This window comes from Pseudomonas sp. FP597, assembly GCF_030687435.1.
GTDB lineage: Bacteria > Pseudomonadota > Gammaproteobacteria > Pseudomonadales > Pseudomonadaceae > Aquipseudomonas > Aquipseudomonas lactucae.
Genome location: NZ_CP117432.1, coordinates 3,177,994 through 3,192,746, shown reverse-complemented (window position 1 = coordinate 3,192,746; position 14,753 = coordinate 3,177,994). Strand labels below are relative to the sequence as shown.

Here is a 14,753-nt window from a genome sequence, read left to right as displayed (position 1 = left end):
CGGCTTACCTGAACCGATAGCCAATGGAGCGCACCGTGACCAGTACCCCGGCGATGCCATGAGTTTCCAGCTTGCGCCGCAGGTTGTGCACGTGGGTGTCGACGACACGGGCCAGGGCTTCGCTTTCCGGCAGGCAGATTTCCAGCAGCTCATCACGGGTGAAGGCCTTGGAGGGTGTCTTCAGCAAGGTGACCAACAGTTTGAACTCCGTCGGCGTCAGGTCCAGCAGTTGCGGTGGCGCATCGCGGTGTTCAATGGCCGCCGTAAACGCGATGAGGTCCACTTGCAGGTTTTCATGACGCAGCAACTGCTCCACTGGTTGGCTGCCCGTGGTACGTCGCAACACTGCGTGCACCCGCGCCACCACCTCGCGCGGGCTGTAGGGCTTGACCACATAGTCGTCGGCGCCATAGCGCAAGGCGCCGAGTTTTTCCGGCTCGTCCCCCATGGCCGTGACCATGATCACGGGCGTGTCACTGCTGCGACGCACGGCGGACAACACCTCGGTGCCACTCAAGCGCGGCAGCATCACGTCCAGCAGGATCAGATCGGGTCGCCAACTTTTGTGCAGGTCCAGACCGCGCTGGCCGTCTTCGGCCAGGGCCACCTCAAAACCATCCCGGCGCAGATAGGCTTCGAGAATGTTGGCGCTGTCGGCGTCGTCTTCGACGATGAGGATACGTTTTCCTGACACAAAGAAGCCTCTTGATGAAACCTTGATAATTCACGAACGGTTTATTGAAAGTCCGCGAGCAGTATTGCCCTACGCCCGACTTTCGCGAACCGATCCTATGCCGACCACCGCCCCGCTGTCCAAGCCTATCCAGCTGCCCGAACGCCTCGGCGCGGTTTTGCTGCTGGTCGGCATGCTGACCGGCTGTTCGCTGGCGCCTGCGTACCAGGCCCCCGCGCTGCCGGTGCCGCAGACCCTGCAAGGCGAACCTGTAACGGGCGCGCCCTCCTCCACGACCAACGAGGTAGAGGCGCTGTCCGCGGAAGAGAAACAGCTGCTGACCGGCCTGGACTCATCGGCGCAGTTACCGCAGTGGGTTGAACGCGCCCTGAACTACAATCGCGACTTGCGCCTGGCGCTGCTGCGTGTCGAGCAAGCCCGCGCCCAGTACGGCATTTCCCGCGCCGACCGCTTGCCCACCGTGGCCCTGGGACTGCAACGCAACCGCCAGCATTTGCATGACAAGGCCGCCGACGAACGTTATGGGCAGGACATCGCGGTGGCCTCCGTGGGCTTCTCGGATTTCGAGCTGGATTTTTTCGGCCGGGTGCGCAGCCTGTCCGAAGCGGCGCAGCATGACTACCTGGCTACGCGCTACGGCGCTCTCGCCGCGCGCAAGGCGCTGATCGTTGAAGTGGCGCGCCTGTATTTGCAGGAGCGTTTGCAGGCAGGCGTACAGGCCGACACGCAGTCCATGCTCGACAACCAGAACCAGTTGCTGAGCGTTTTCGTCGGCCAGCAAACGCAGGGCCTCATCGCCCAGGACATGGTCGACAGTCAGCGCATGGAAGTGCGGCGTGCCACCCAGCAATGGCAGGACGCAAGCGCCGATCACGCCAGTGCACGGCAGGCGTTGGCGTGGGTCACCGGCTATAAGGCCGCAGCTTCGACCGCTACCGTCACAGACCCGGCGATTGACTTGGACACCCCGCCCTGGCTGATCGAACTCTCGTCCCAGCGGCTGTTGCAGCGCTTTGATGTGCGCCAGTGCGAACAAGCGCTGCGCGCCGCGAATGCCAACATCGGCGCCGCGCGTGCGGCGTTCTTCCCCTCGATCACCTTGAGCACCGGCGCGGGCATCGCCAGCCCGCGCTTGAACACCTTGTTTTCATCCGGCAGCGGCGCCTGGCTGTTCACCCCGCAACTGAACCTGCCGCTGTTCGACGGTGGCCGTAACCAGGCCAACCTGGACTTGGCCACCGCCCGCCAACAGTCCGCCGTCGCCCAATACGAAAAGACCGTGCAGGACGCCTTCCGCGAAATCGCCGACCTGTTGAATCAGCGCCAGCAAGCGTTGGCCAACGCCACCACGCAAATCGATCTGGCGGCGTTGACCGCACTGAAAGCCAAGCGTGTCGAGCAACAGATTGCCGCCGGTGCGGCAGCACGTTCGGAGCACCCGGCGGCGGCGATTCGCCTGACTGAATCGGCCATCGAATTACGCAAGGCCACCTACCAATTGTTGTTCAACCGCCTGGCGCTGTATCGCGCGCTGTCCGGCGCACCGCTATTTTCCTCCACTGAAAGGGTTTCACCATGAACTTGACCACTCCCCCGACCCGTACCGTGCTGTGGGGCGCCGCCTTGATGGCCTGCACCCTCGCGACTTCGGCACAGGCGGCCGACGCCGGCGCGGCAGCCGACAAGACCACCGCCACCCTGGGCCTTGGCATGGGTGTCACGCCGCGCTACATGGGTGCCGACCGTTACCGCGCGCTCGTGCTGCCGATGTTCAGCATCCAGCACGGCGTGCTGTTCGCCGACACCACCCGTGGCGTGGGCCTGCAATTTCAATCCGACAGCGGCTTTGGCGCCAGCGCGGCGATCAACTATGACCTGGGCCGCAAGGAGGAGGACAGCACCAGCCGCCCGGGCGACCGCGAGTTGAACGGCATGGGCGATGTCAACGGCGCCACCGTCGCCGACTTCACCCTCAGCCAACAACTGCTTGACTGGCTGTCGGTCAGCGGCGAAGCCGAACTGCGCATGGCCGGCGAACACCGTGGCAACCGCTACCGCTTCGGCCTGGAAGGCATCCTGTTTCATACCGACAGCGACACCCTGGCCCTGGACCTCGATGCGCACGCCGGCGATGGTCGCTACAACCAGACGTTCTTCGGCGTCACCCAGGCGCAGAGCCAGCGATCGCTCTACGGAAGATACAACGCCGATGCCGGTATCTACGCCTACTCCGCCGCCTTGAACTGGCAGCACAGCCTGGACGCGCACTGGTCGACACTGGCCAGCCTGACCCTGACCCAGTACGCCGACCAGGCGCGTAACAGCCCGCTGATCCGACGTGAAAGCGCTGGCCTGGGCATGTTCGCCATCAACTACACCTTCTGATAACGAGGCGCCAGGCATGCAGGGTATTGCTCAGTTGTTCCGTCCTTGGGGCCGTCCCCTGCTGCTCGGCGTTGCCTGCCTGATGGTGGCGGCCTGTTCGCGCGAGGAACCGGTGCCGGAGCCGGCCGTAAGGTCGGTGAAAGTCACCACCGTGCACGCCGCAGAGGCCGACGCTGCGCCGTTGACCGGTGTGGTGCGCCAACGCCAACGCGCCGCCTTGGCCTTTGAAGGCGCGGGCCGATTGATCGCGTTGAACGTCGACGTCGGCGATAGCGTGAAACAAGGCCAGGTGCTGGCAAGCCTGGACACGGCAGCCGTGCGGTTGCGCCTGAAACAGGCGCAGGCGGCCCTGTTCGCCAGCGTGGCGCAAACCGGCGAGCGCAAGCGCAACAAGCTGCGCCAGCAACAGCTGTATGCCCAGGGCAGCGTCGCGGCCAGCGCCGTGGAGCAAGCCGAAGCCGCGTGGCAAGCCGCGGTTGCACAGCAGGCCGCCGATGAAGCGGCGCTGGACCTGGTACGCCGCGATCAACGCCTGGGCCAACTGATCGCGCCGTTTGACGGCCGCGTCGTGGCCAGACCCGCGCAGTTATACAGCGAGTTGTCGCCCGGCCAAGTGGTAATGGAACTGGAGGCCGGCGGCGCGTTGCAGGTCATCGTGCAAATCCCGGTGGAACAGGCTGGCGGCCTCAAGCCTGGCGACCACGCCATCGCCAACGACCCGGCGGCGCCCGGCTCCACCCTACCGCTGATACTCGAAGGCGTGTCGACACGTGCACAGAACGGCCTGTTGCAAAGCGCGCGTTTCCGCCTGGACGCCCGTGACCTCGCGCTCCCCAGCGGCGTGAACCTCAACGTGCGATTGGCGGCGCCTGCCGCGCTCACGCTGTCGATTCCGACCCAGGCGCTGCGCATGGGTGGCGACGCCAGCCAGGTGCAGGTGTTCGTCTATGACCCGGCCCAGGGCAAGGTCGCCCTGCGTGAGATCAGGATCGGCCTGATCGACCAGGGCCGTGTCGCCATCGACAACGGCCTCAAGGACGGCGAGCAAGTGGTCGTTACCGGCGTCGCGTTCCTCACCGACGGCCAGCCCGTCAACCTGCTCTCGCCCTCCAGCCGTCTGAGCACACCCGAATGATCAACCTGACCCGTCACGCCCTGGGCGCGAGCCGCCTGACGTTATTCACCGCCTTGCTGATCCTGCTCGCAGGCGTGGCCACATTCCTGAGTTTCCCGACCCAGGAAGAACCCTCGGTGACGATCCGCGATGCAGTGGTGAGTATCCAATTCCCCGGCCTGCCCAGCGAACGCGCCGAAGAGCTGCTGGCCCGACCCACCGAAGAAAAACTGCGCGAGCTGTCGCAGATCAAAAACATCGTGACCACCGTCCACCCCGGCAGTGTGATCATCCAGGTGACGGCCCGCGATGAGATCAAGGACCTGGGCGTGCTGTGGCAACAGGTGCGCAATAAAGTCGCCGAGGCCGGCGCCAGCTTTCCACCCGGCACCCAGGGGCCGTTTGTCGACGATAATTTCGGACGTGTCGCCGTGGCGTCCATCGCTGTCACCGCGCCCGGCTACAGCATGAGCGAGATGCGCGGACCGCTCAAGCGCCTGCGCGACCAGTTGGGCGGGCTGCCCGGCATCGGCCAGGTGACGCTGCACGGTGTGCAAGACCAGCAGTTGTCGATCGACTTCAACCCGCAGCGCCTGGCGGGGCTGGGCTTGTCCCCGCAACAGCTGTTCCAGCAATTGCAGCAACAGAACGTGCTGGCGCCCGGCGGCATCGCCGACATTGGCGGGCAGATCACCACCCTGACCGTGACCGGCGAAGTACTTAGCGTGGAGCAACTGCGTCAGTTGCCGATCCAACTGCCCGGCGCCGACGGCACCGCGCAATCGGTGGCCTTCGGCGCCATCGCGCAGATCTCGGTGATGGCGGCCGACCCGCCCCAGACCGCTGCGGTGTATCAAGGCCAGGACGCCGTGGTGCTGGCGGTGTCCATGGCGCCAGGACAGAACGTTCACCAATTCGGCGTGGCCTTGCGCGAGCGTTTGGCCCAGCTGGAACAGCAGCTGCCGTTGGGCTTCAGCGCCCATATGGTGACGTTCCAGGCTGATGTGGTCGATCAGCAGATGGCCAAGATGAAGCACGTGATGATCGAGACGGTGGTCATCGTCATGGCCGTGGTCATGCTGTTCCTGGGCTGGCGCACTGGGCTGGTGGTCGGCGCCATTGTGCCGCTGACCATCCTCGGTACGTTGATCGCCATGCGCATGCTCGGGGTCGAGCTGCAAACTGTGTCGATTGCCGCAATCATCCTCGCGCTCGGCCTGCTGGTGGACAACGGCATTGTGATCGCCGAGGACATTGAACGTCGGCTGCATGCCGGTGAGGATCGGCGCCAGGCCTGCGAGAACGCCGGACGCACCCTGGCGATTCCGTTGTTGACCTCGTCGCTGGTGATCGTGCTGGCGTTCTCGCCGTTCTTTCTCGGCCAGACCAGCACCAATGAATACCTGCGTTCATTGGCTGTCGTGCTGGCGCTGACGCTGCTCGGCTCGTGGTTGTTGAGCATCACCGTCACGCCGCTGCTGTGCCTGTATTTCGCCAAGGCCGCTCCTCAGGACACGGCAGAGGACAGTTACGACAGCGGTTTTTACCGGGGTTATCGGGCGGTCATCCGCCGAGTGCTGCAGCACAAAGTGCTGTTTCTGATGGCGATGCTGGTGTTACTCGCCGCCGCGATCTTCGAACTGATGCGCGTGCCCTATGACTTTCTGCCTCAGTCCGACCGCTTGCAGTTCCAGGTGCCCATCAGCCTGGAACCCGGCAGCGGTTCGCGCAAGACCTTGCAAAGCGTGCGCGAGATCAGCCTGTGGCTGAGCAAGGAACCCCAGGTGGCCGACAGCATCGGCTACGTCGGCGATGGCGGGCCGCGTATCGTGCTGGGCCTCAACCCGCCGTTGCCAGCACCGGAAACCGCGTACTTCACCGTCAGCGTCAAGGCCGGTTCGGATATCGATGCGGTCATTGCCAACACCCGCCGCTATCTGCTCAAGCAACACCCGGAACTGCGCGCCGAGCCCAAGCGTTTTTCCCTGGGCACCACCGAGGCCGGTGTCGCGATCTATCGCGTGCTGGGCCCGGACGAACCGGTATTGCGCAGCCTGGCCGCTCAGATCGAAAAGGCCTTGCGTGAAGTGCCGGGCACCCTGGATGTGCGTGATGACTGGAGCACACGCCTGACACGTTACACCGTAGAGGTCGATCAGCACGGGGCGCGCCGCGCCGGTGTCGACACCCAAGCCATTGCCCAAGCGTTGCAACTGCATTTCGGCGGTCTCCAGGTGTCGTCATTGCAGGACAACCAGACCCGCGTCCCACTGGTGGTGCGCGAGCCTTCGACGACAACCGATGCCACCCCCGATCTGCGCGGCATCCTGGTCTACCCGGCCGACGGTTCGACGCCCGTGCCGTTGACGGCCGTTGCGCGCATCGTCGCCTCCAGCGAACCCTCGACGCTGATGCGGCGCAATCAGGAACGCGCCATCACCGTGGTCGGGCACAACCCGTCGATGACGGCCACCTCCATCGTCGAGCAGTTGGCGCCGCAAGTGGCGGCATTGCCCCTGCCGCCGGGCTACCGCATCGAGCTGGGCGGCGAAATCGAAGACTCGGCGGACGCCAACCAGGCGTTGCTGCAATACCTGCCCCACGCGCTGATCGCCATGCTGTTGCTGTTCGTCTGGCAGTTCAATTCGTTTCGCAAGCTGCTGATTGTGGTCTCGGCGATTCCCTTTGTACTGATCGGCGTGGCCGTTGCGCTGCTGGTCACCGGTTACCCGTTCGGCTTCATGGCCACCTTCGGCCTGTTGTCGCTGGCGGGGATCATCGTCAACAACGCCGTGCTGTTGCTCGAGCGTATCGAGGCCGAACTCCACGAGGGCCTGCCGGTGTACGAGGCGGTGGTGAACGCCGCCGTGAAACGCCTGCGCCCCATCGTCATGACCAAACTGACCTGCATTATCGGGCTGGTGCCGCTGATGCTGTTTGCCGGGCCGCTGTGGGAAGGCATGGCGATCACACTGATGGGCGGCCTGGCGCTGGGCACGTTGGTCACTCTGGGGTTGATTCCCGTGCTGTACGTATTGCTGTTCACACCGCGTCAACATTCACCCATCAAGGCGAACACACCATGAATTTTTCGTTGAAGTCAAAGCGCAATATCAAGCGCATAACCTGCGCGGCCGTGCTGCTTGGCGGGCTGGCGATGAGTATCGGTGCTCAAGCCTCCGCGTTCGTCCACCCAGGCCTGTTGCAGACCGAACAGGACTTCCTGCGCATCCGCGAAAAACTGGCCAACCATAATCAGCCGTGGCTGGCCGGTTGGCAGAAGCTGACCGCCAACCGGCACGCTTCACTGGCCTGGAACCCGAGCCCGGTCGCAGTGGTGTATCGGGGCGCGGATGGCCAACATCCGGAAAACTACGCCCGGTTATTCAACGACGCCGCGGCAGCGTACGCACTGGCCCTGCGCTGGCAGCTTTCGGGCGACCCTGCGTATGCCGACAAAGCCGTAGCGATGTTGAACCAATGGTCCAGCACCCTTACATCGATTGAAGGCACCTCGGACCGCTTCCTGGCATCCGGCTTGTACGGTTATCAACTGGCCAATGCCGCAGAGTTACTGCGCGGTTATTCAAAGTGGAAGGCGGCGGACTTTCATCAGTTCCAAAGCATGATGCTCAATGTCTTCTATCCGATGAACCATGATTTTCTGGTGCGTCACAATAACGCGCTGGTCGACCACTATTGGGCGAACTGGGACCTGGCCAACATGAATTCGATGCTGGCAATTGGCGTACTGACCGACCGCCGCGATATCTATGATGAAGCGCTCAACTATTTCAAACATGGCGCCGGCAACGGCTCCATTGAACACGTGGTGTGGAAGCTCTACGGCAATGGTCTCGGCCAGGTCCAGGAAAGCGGGCGTGACCAGGCGCACACCCTGCTCGACATCGCCTTGCTCGGCAGTTTCTGCCAAATGGCCTGGAGCCAGGGCGACGACCTGTTCGGGTACCAGAACAACCGCGTGCTGCAGGGCGCCGAATATGTGGCCAGGTACAACCTCGGCCAGGATGTGCCGTTCACGCCTTTTATCAACAGCGGTTTCAAGCAAACCGTCATCTCGCCGGAACACCGCGGCGACATCCGTCCGATCTGGGAACTGCTCTACAACCACTACGTCGTGCTTAAAGGCCTCAGCGCACCGAACGTGAAGGCCTTCGCGCATAAGGTCCAGGTGGAAGGGGGTGGCGGCGACTATGGACCGAACAGCGGTGGCTACGATCAGTTGGGGTATGGAACCTTGCTGTATTCGTTGGGGGAATATGGGCTGTCCAACACGCAGCTGATGCCGTGAGGGCGGCCCCCATAGGCGCCGTTACCGCAGATTCGGTCTGATCCGCCTTATATGCAGCCGTCGGGGGCAAGTCGAATCGTCGCTCCGCCCCTCCCACAGCAAGCGCCCTCGCCAACGGTTCAATCAGTTCTCCGGCAATTTCAAGCGCCAGCCCTGCCCCTCGCGGGTTATCAAGCCGCGCTGCTCAAGGGAAACCAGATAGTTGCGATGGCCGGTTTCGCTTTTGCGCTGAAACAGCGGCAACAGCCGGGGCAAGATACCGGGGGCCAGCATCACCAGGCGTGCCGTCCAGGATTCGCTCGGTCTTACGAACATCTCCAAGCGAGGTTTATCCAGCGCCTTGAGCACGGTTTGAGCGACGTCCTCGGGCATTTGCGGTGGGTCCAGGAACTGCATTTTGTTGCCGTCCTCAATCGCCTCGCGCATCAGCATCGGCGTTTCGGTAGCTGACGGGTTGACGATAGTGAATTTGACGCCGAGGCGCTTGCCATCCAGCCCCAGGCACAGCATCGCCCCGCGCAGGCCAAACTTGGTTGCCGAATAAATACAGGTTTCCGGCATTGGGAATAACCCACCCAGAGACACGATGGAAATCACCCGACCGTCCATGGCCTGTTGCAGCAACCCGAGAAATGCCTGTGTCAGCGCGATCGGCACCAACATGTTGAGCTGCACTTCGTGGGTAATGGATTGCATCGGCCGCACTTCGAACAGCGTGTTGCTCAGTATCCCGGCGTTATTGACCAGCAGGTCCAGGCGCCCAAGATCCTCGCGCACATGGTTGACCAATCCTTCCAGCGCCGTGGCGTCCGTCAGGTCGGCCTGGTAGGTCAGCGCCATCGGGCCGAGGGCCCTGCTCGCCTGGGCCAGGCGATCGGGGTCGATATCCACCAGCAGGCATTTGATACCCCGGCCGATCAGCGCGGCGGCAATCGCACGGCCCAATCCACCCGCGCCGCCGGTGATCAACGCGACCCAGCCCGTAAACATCCGATTATTCGCCATGGACGCTGGCCTCCTGCAACACCGGCGCTGGCTGGCGTGCCGCTATTGCCTGACGGGAGGACTGTTTCAGGGCGTCGTAGGTATGCTCGCCCAAGGCTGGCCAGTTCAAGTCGGCGCGCAGTTTTTCCAGGTACGCCAGGAAGGCGCGCGCGTCCAGATACACCGCATGGCGGTCCGACTTGACGAATTGAATACCGCCGCTCAGGTCAGGCTCATCGCGTTGGATCAGTTGGTCGAACTGCAAGGCCGTCGCCGAGCCTTCAAGCTGCGCACGGAAATACGCGGCCAAGGTCAACGCCTGGGTATCGAAGGTTTTGAACGCGCTGGAGTTCTGGTCCAGGTAGCCGATGGCGCAGAGGTTGCGGTGGGTGCGGCTGAACATCGACAGGTACATCAGCGGGCGTCCGTTCTTCCACTCGAAAAACTGCGTCGCGCAATCGGCCCCCCACTGGTAGCCCGTCGCGCACAGCACCAGGTCGACCTGCTCGCGGGTGCCATCCTCGAAGACCACGCTGTCGCCTTCAAAGCGGTCAATGTTTTTGCGCACGGAAATATTACCGTGCTGCAAATGGTGCAGCAGTTGCGAATTGATGATCGGGTGGGTTTCGAACAACGCGTGGTCCGGCTTCGGCAGCCCCCAGCGCGTCAAGTCGCCGACCAATAAGCGCAACAACCCTTTGAACACCGGCCGCGCCAACCACAACGGCAAATGCGGGCCTTCGTTGAACTTGTCGACCGGCATGCCGAACACATGCTTGGGAATGAAATAATAGCCGCGACGCATGCTGATAAAGGCCTGGTCGGCATGGATCGCCGCCTCGCAGGAAATATCCGCGCCGGAATTGCCGGCACCGACCACCAGCACGCGTTTGCCTTGGAACTCACGCCCGGATTTAAACGTGTTGGAGTGACGGATTTCGCCGTTGAACTCACCCCGGAATGACGGCAGGTTCGGTTTCCAGTTCGTACCGGTGGCCAAGATCACCCAGCGGTAGCGCTTTACAACACCGTCGGAGAGCGTAACCACCCAGCGGTTTTCAGGGTCTTTTTCGATCAGGCTGACCGAGGTGTTGAATTGAATCGCCTCGCGCAAGCCAAAAGCGTCGGCGAAACTCCTGAGGTAATGGGCTATTTGACGGTGCGAGGGGTAGTCCGGGTAATCGCGTGGCATGGGAAAACCGACGAAGCCGGACAGGTCACGGGAAGAGATGAAGTGCGCCGACTCGTACATCGGTGTACCGGTGTTATTGATGTCCCAGATGCCACCCACCTGCGCGTGCCGCTCGAACTGATCGTAGGGGATCTTTTGCGCTTTCAGGGCGCGCGCCGCACTTAGACCACCCGCCCCCGAACCGATGATACAAACACTGTCGCCCTGATCAATCACAGCGGCATTCCCGAGCGCACTCATGGCTAATTCCTTCCTTTATTGTTAGATAGGCTTTGAACCTGGAATGTAAAGCACGCATCATCCAGGCACGGGGCTTTGGCGGTCAGGAAGGGTTCTTTGCCGGACAGGTTTGTGCCTCCGATACACCTATGTTCATAAGCCACGAGTCTTGACCTATGTTCGAGTCTGCCGGTGACACCCACGACTGGACCCAGCACCCACAGCACAATGAAGCCGTGGTGGTGCCCAACGTCGCGCGAGCCTTGCTCAGCCTGGTCAGTGAAAGCGGGTTGTCCACCGAGCGCCTCTGCCGAGGACTGGGCTTCGGGTATGAGGAGCTTCTGGACCTGGACATGCGTCTGTCTTACCGCCAGACCCGCACGTTGATCACCCGCGCGCAGCGAGCCATGGGCGATCCCGCGCTGGGGTTATCGACAGGGATACGGCAGACGCCAGTGTCATGGGGCTTTGCAGGGCTGGCGATGCTGACCTGCAAAACTCTCGGCGAAGCGATGAGCTACGGGCTTGAGCATCAGGGTGACACCGGGGCCTTGATGGAGCACCAGGCCAGCAGGCAGAAAGAGGTGTTGATCATCGAAGTCAAACCCAAAGTGTTTGATCTGGACATCGAGCCGTTTCTGGTGGAAGAGGCGTTTTCCAGCGCCGTGGCCGTTGTACGGCGGCTGGTGGGTTCGAGCTTCACGCCACTGCGCATCGAACTGGCCTACTCACGCCCGTCCTATGCGGACACTTACAGCCGGGTGTTTCGCTGCCCCATCACGTTCAAGGCCGGCAAAAACCGCTTGATCAGCGAGGCTCACTGGCTGACCACGCGCCTGCCCGATTATGACGACATCACCTGTGCGCCTCTGCGCGCCAAACTCGACCAGTTGCTCAACCGTGGCGTGAGTTTCGATGCGTTGATCGAAACACTTCGCAGCCATATTCGCACCCACCTGGACGATCCGCAGGCGTTGCAGGCGTTTGCCAGACAGATGAACATGAGTGAACGCACCCTGCGTCGCCGTCTGACAGACTCCGGGGTTTCCTATAGCCAACTGCTTGACCAGATCCGCCACGAGCGCGCCCGCGACTTGCTGAGCAATACCGCCATGACCTTGGCACAAGTTGCCCACACCCTCGGCTACAGCGACGCCCGCGTACTGCGGCGGGCGTTCAAGCGGTGGACCGGCACATTGCCCAGCGAGCAGCGCCGGCGTTGAGGATCAACCCGGTTTATTCAGCGACACGTGCGCCTCACACTGCGCCCCCGCCACCTGCTCGCCCGGCAGTTCCTTGCGCAACACCCACAGGGTGAGCGACTTGGGCAGCACCCTTGCCAAGCGGATCACCCACCTCATCGGCCAGGGAAACAAGTAGTCCCAGCGCTGGCTGCGCATGGCATAGAGCATATGGTCGACGGCTGCCGCTTCGGAGATTTCCAGCGGCGCCGGCATGCCATCGTTCGCCGTTTGCGCGGTGGCGACAAACCCTGGGTAGAGCGATAGAAAGCGAATGCCACGGCCGCCGAACTCGATACGGCAGGTATCGATCAGCAAGCGCAGTGCGCCCTTGGCCGCGCTGTAGGGCCCCTGCAAGGTCACACCCAGGAAACCCGCGAGGGAGTTGGTGTGCACCACGAACCCATGGCCCTGGCGACTCATCTGTTCCAGGGCCGGGAACAGGTAGTTGACCACCACATCGTAGTTCGAGCGCATGTACGCGGTGACGTCGGCGGCTTTCATCTCGCGCATATCCAGCGCAGGCGCGCCGCCGGCGTTGAGCACGATCACATCCAGCCGGCCATAGTGTTCGACGACTTCATCCACGAGGCCGGCGGCTGCCTGTACATCCAGGGCATCCACCGCCGAGACCCGACATTGCCCGCCCTGAAGCGTGATTTCCAGCTGCAGGTCGTTCAGCAGCTCCTTGCGCCGGGCCGTGGCCACCACACAGGCGCCCTCCTGCGCCAGACGCACCGCCAGCCCACGACCCATGCCGGAGGATGCGCCCACTACCAACACCACTTTGCCCGCGAAACTGACGCGCTTGCTTGCCGGGCATCGGCGAAGCAAACCGACCAGGGTCAGGGCAATCAGCGAGAACACCGCGCTGACCAGCAACACGTACTGGGCGTTCTCCCCCACCACCCACTGCGACGCCATCAAGGGCCCGAAGGCGCACCCCAACAGTTGCATGCCCGGCACCAGCGCCGCGACTCGTCCCGAAGGATCAAGCTGCAGTGCGATACGGACCTGGAACGGCGTCAGCATCAGCCAGACCAGGCCAAACGCGCCGCACAACGCGAGGAATAGCCGAACGCCCATATCGGCGGAAAAATACATGCCCAGGGCGATGCCGCCCAACAACACCGCGGCGACGGCCAACAATCCGGAGTCCGAGACACGGCGTACCAGAACAATCCCCAGGCACCCGCCCAGGACTTGCATCAGCAGCGTGCCGGAGACGAGCAGCTGTGCGTTTTGTGCATCCAGTCCCACGTATTTGCTTAGCGGCTCCAGGTAAGCCCACAGCCCGCCGATGGCGCTGAACTGCATGAAGGCCAGCCCCAGCAGCAGCACATGGTTGAGGCCCCATGAAAAACCGGCATCCGCGGTGCACTGTGCTTGCTGACTGGCCAACCGGGTGGGCTGCCACCGCACCAACACCAGGGACGCCGCCGTCAGCGCCCCCAGAAACACGAAGCCAAAAGACGAGGTGCGCTGTAGGGGCAGTATCCAGTACGCCAGCACCGCCGCCACCAACGCCTGACCGAGGGTTTGCACCACCATGAACACACCGGCCACGCGATCAGGCGCCGGCCCCTGAATGATCAGGTTCACGGTGCCCCATAACAGCAGGCCTTCGGCCAACCCGGCCAACGACCGCGTCAATGCCAGCGCGCCATCCCCGCTGGTATTGGCCGTGACCAGGTCCATGCCCGATGCCGCCAGAATGGCGACGATCGTGATCACGCGCAGGCTGAACACCGAACGCAATAAATCGCCCAGGACCACCCCCAACCCCAACGAGAGGATTTCGCCCATCGCGACCAGACCGACGCCCTCGAGTGACAGGCGGTTTTGCTCCAGCAATTCCCCCAGCAGCAAGGGTTGCAGCCCCACCATCAACACAGCGATCGAGCCCAGCGCCAAGGCGGCGCTCAGGTGTTTACGGGAAACAGCGGACGACATGTGCATGGCGTTACACCTCTTGAAGGGTCTTTTAGTAACCACGGTTTTCCGGCGGAATTTCGCCTCGGGCAAAACACTGCGTCGCGCGTTTTTCATCTTTCATCAAGCGGCTGTTGGCCACCCGCACCACCCACCAGGGCAACAGCGTCATCCTGACCCCGGACGCCTTGGCAAGGGTGAAGGCCTTGGCGCACTTTTCAAACAGCTGCGCATTCATCGCCATTCGCGCACCGGTGGTGCCCAGGACCGCGGGCACGCCCTTGATCAACAGTGCGTTGCCGCCGCGCTGCAAGCCCGTGGCAATGTCCTGGATCGAAGCCACCGGCACGCCCATATGACCAATATGCCGCGCCTGCTCATCGAACAGAATAGGCATGACCCCGCCAAAGTCCGCGAGGCTGTTGGCGAAGTCACCCCCACCCAGCAAAATGGCGCCGACGTCCGAGCGGGCATGGTAGATCACACGGTGGGTCTGGCTGTCTCCCATGGCATGCACCGGCCAGTCGATGCGGGTGGGGACCAGGTCAGTCAACTGCCCCCACCACATGCTTTCCTCGCCCGGAATACGCAAGGAGACGCTGCCCCCCGCCGACACCAGGCCGATGAGTCGTTCGCGCAGTTCCAGCCATTGTTGTCGCAGTACGTCCTGCATCGTGCTC

The 14,753-nt window shown here is 62.8% G+C and carries 11 protein-coding genes; 6 read left to right on the top strand and 5 right to left on the bottom strand.

The window, feature by feature from the left end; genetic code table 11:
- Positions 1 to 4 precede the first annotated feature (4 nt).
- Positions 5 to 694, bottom strand: a complete 690-nt coding sequence (locus tag PSH66_RS14780) for a response regulator (RefSeq protein WP_003173776.1) — start codon at positions 692 to 694, stop codon at positions 5 to 7.
- Positions 695 to 791: 97 nt separating this feature from the next.
- On the opposite strand from PSH66_RS14780, the gene PSH66_RS14775 reads away from it, so the two are divergent.
- From PSH66_RS14775 to PSH66_RS14755, 5 genes are read left to right on the top strand one after another with little or no spacing between them, the layout of a single operon-like run.
- On the top strand, positions 792 to 2,273 hold the full coding sequence (locus tag PSH66_RS14775) for an efflux transporter outer membrane subunit (protein ID WP_305429520.1): 1,482 nt from the start codon (positions 792 to 794) through the stop codon (positions 2,271 to 2,273).
- Positions 2,270 to 3,079, top strand: a complete 810-nt coding sequence (locus tag PSH66_RS14770; protein WP_305429519.1) for a MipA/OmpV family protein — start codon at positions 2,270 to 2,272, stop codon at positions 3,077 to 3,079. The genes PSH66_RS14775 and PSH66_RS14770 overlap by 4 nt, the downstream gene beginning before the upstream one ends.
- Before the next feature lie 16 nt (positions 3,080 to 3,095).
- Positions 3,096 to 4,214, top strand: coding sequence for an efflux RND transporter periplasmic adaptor subunit (locus PSH66_RS14765; protein WP_003173772.1), 1,119 nt, complete (start codon positions 3,096 to 3,098; stop codon positions 4,212 to 4,214).
- Positions 4,211 to 7,279: an efflux RND transporter permease subunit gene (locus PSH66_RS14760; protein ID WP_305429517.1), complete on the top strand. Its 3,069-nt coding sequence runs from the start codon at positions 4,211 to 4,213 to the stop codon at positions 7,277 to 7,279. Before PSH66_RS14765 ends, PSH66_RS14760 begins: the two co-directional genes overlap by 4 nt.
- Complete coding sequence (locus tag PSH66_RS14755; protein WP_370694835.1) at positions 7,276 to 8,505, top strand: alginate lyase family protein; 1,230 nt, start codon at positions 7,276 to 7,278, stop codon at positions 8,503 to 8,505. Before PSH66_RS14760 ends, PSH66_RS14755 begins: the two co-directional genes overlap by 4 nt.
- 123 nt (positions 8,506 to 8,628) lie before the next feature.
- On the opposite strand, the gene PSH66_RS14750 is transcribed toward PSH66_RS14755, so the two are convergent.
- Both PSH66_RS14750 and PSH66_RS14745 read right to left on the bottom strand, forming a co-directional pair.
- Positions 8,629 to 9,510: an SDR family oxidoreductase gene (locus PSH66_RS14750; protein WP_003173769.1), complete on the bottom strand. Its 882-nt coding sequence runs from the start codon at positions 9,508 to 9,510 to the stop codon at positions 8,629 to 8,631.
- The gene (locus tag PSH66_RS14745) at positions 9,500 to 10,921 is read right to left on the bottom strand and encodes an NAD(P)/FAD-dependent oxidoreductase (RefSeq protein WP_305429516.1); all 1,422 of its coding nucleotides are present in this window, start codon (positions 10,919 to 10,921) and stop codon (positions 9,500 to 9,502) included. Before PSH66_RS14745 ends, PSH66_RS14750 begins: the two co-directional genes overlap by 11 nt.
- A 155-nt stretch (positions 10,922 to 11,076) precedes the next feature.
- Between PSH66_RS14745 and PSH66_RS14740 the strand changes: the two genes are divergently transcribed.
- Positions 11,077 to 12,123, top strand: coding sequence for an AraC family transcriptional regulator (locus PSH66_RS14740; protein WP_305429515.1), 1,047 nt, complete (start codon positions 11,077 to 11,079; stop codon positions 12,121 to 12,123).
- Positions 12,124 to 12,126: 3 nt separating this feature from the next.
- Here PSH66_RS14740 and PSH66_RS14735 read toward each other — a convergent pair whose 3' ends face one another.
- Together PSH66_RS14735 and PSH66_RS14730 are read right to left on the bottom strand one after the other, a co-directional pair.
- A complete protein-coding gene (locus PSH66_RS14735) occupies positions 12,127 to 14,100 on the bottom strand; it encodes an SDR family NAD(P)-dependent oxidoreductase (RefSeq protein ID WP_305429514.1) in 1,974 nt (657 codons plus the stop codon).
- Positions 14,101 to 14,125: 25 nt separating this feature from the next.
- On the bottom strand, positions 14,126 to 14,746 hold the full coding sequence (locus PSH66_RS14730) for a hypothetical protein (RefSeq protein ID WP_305429513.1): 621 nt from the start codon (positions 14,744 to 14,746) through the stop codon (positions 14,126 to 14,128).
- Between the last annotated feature and the right edge of the window lie 7 nt (positions 14,747 to 14,753).

What these genes read in the sequence shown, in the direction of transcription:
- PSH66_RS14750 (WP_003173769.1), bottom strand. Translation starts at nt 9,510, where the DNA reads ATGGCGAATAATCGGATGTTTACGGGCTGGGTCGCGTTGATCACCGGC.
- PSH66_RS14745 (WP_305429516.1), bottom strand. Translation starts at nt 10,921, where the DNA reads ATGAGTGCGCTCGGGAATGCCGCTGTGATTGATCAGGGCGACAGTGTT.
- PSH66_RS14740 (WP_305429515.1), top strand. Translation starts at nt 11,077, where the DNA reads ATGTTCGAGTCTGCCGGTGACACCCACGACTGGACCCAGCACCCACAG.
- PSH66_RS14775 (WP_305429520.1), top strand. Translation starts at nt 792, where the DNA reads ATGCCGACCACCGCCCCGCTGTCCAAGCCTATCCAGCTGCCCGAACGC.
- PSH66_RS14770 (WP_305429519.1), top strand. Translation starts at nt 2,270, where the DNA reads ATGAACTTGACCACTCCCCCGACCCGTACCGTGCTGTGGGGCGCCGCC.
- PSH66_RS14760 (WP_305429517.1), top strand. Translation starts at nt 4,211, where the DNA reads ATGATCAACCTGACCCGTCACGCCCTGGGCGCGAGCCGCCTGACGTTA.
- PSH66_RS14765 (WP_003173772.1), top strand. Translation starts at nt 3,096, where the DNA reads ATGCAGGGTATTGCTCAGTTGTTCCGTCCTTGGGGCCGTCCCCTGCTG.
- PSH66_RS14730 (WP_305429513.1), bottom strand. Translation starts at nt 14,746, where the DNA reads ATGCAGGACGTACTGCGACAACAATGGCTGGAACTGCGCGAACGACTC.
- PSH66_RS14755 (WP_370694835.1), top strand. Translation starts at nt 7,276, where the DNA reads ATGAATTTTTCGTTGAAGTCAAAGCGCAATATCAAGCGCATAACCTGC.
- PSH66_RS14735 (WP_305429514.1), bottom strand. Translation starts at nt 14,100, where the DNA reads ATGCACATGTCGTCCGCTGTTTCCCGTAAACACCTGAGCGCCGCCTTG.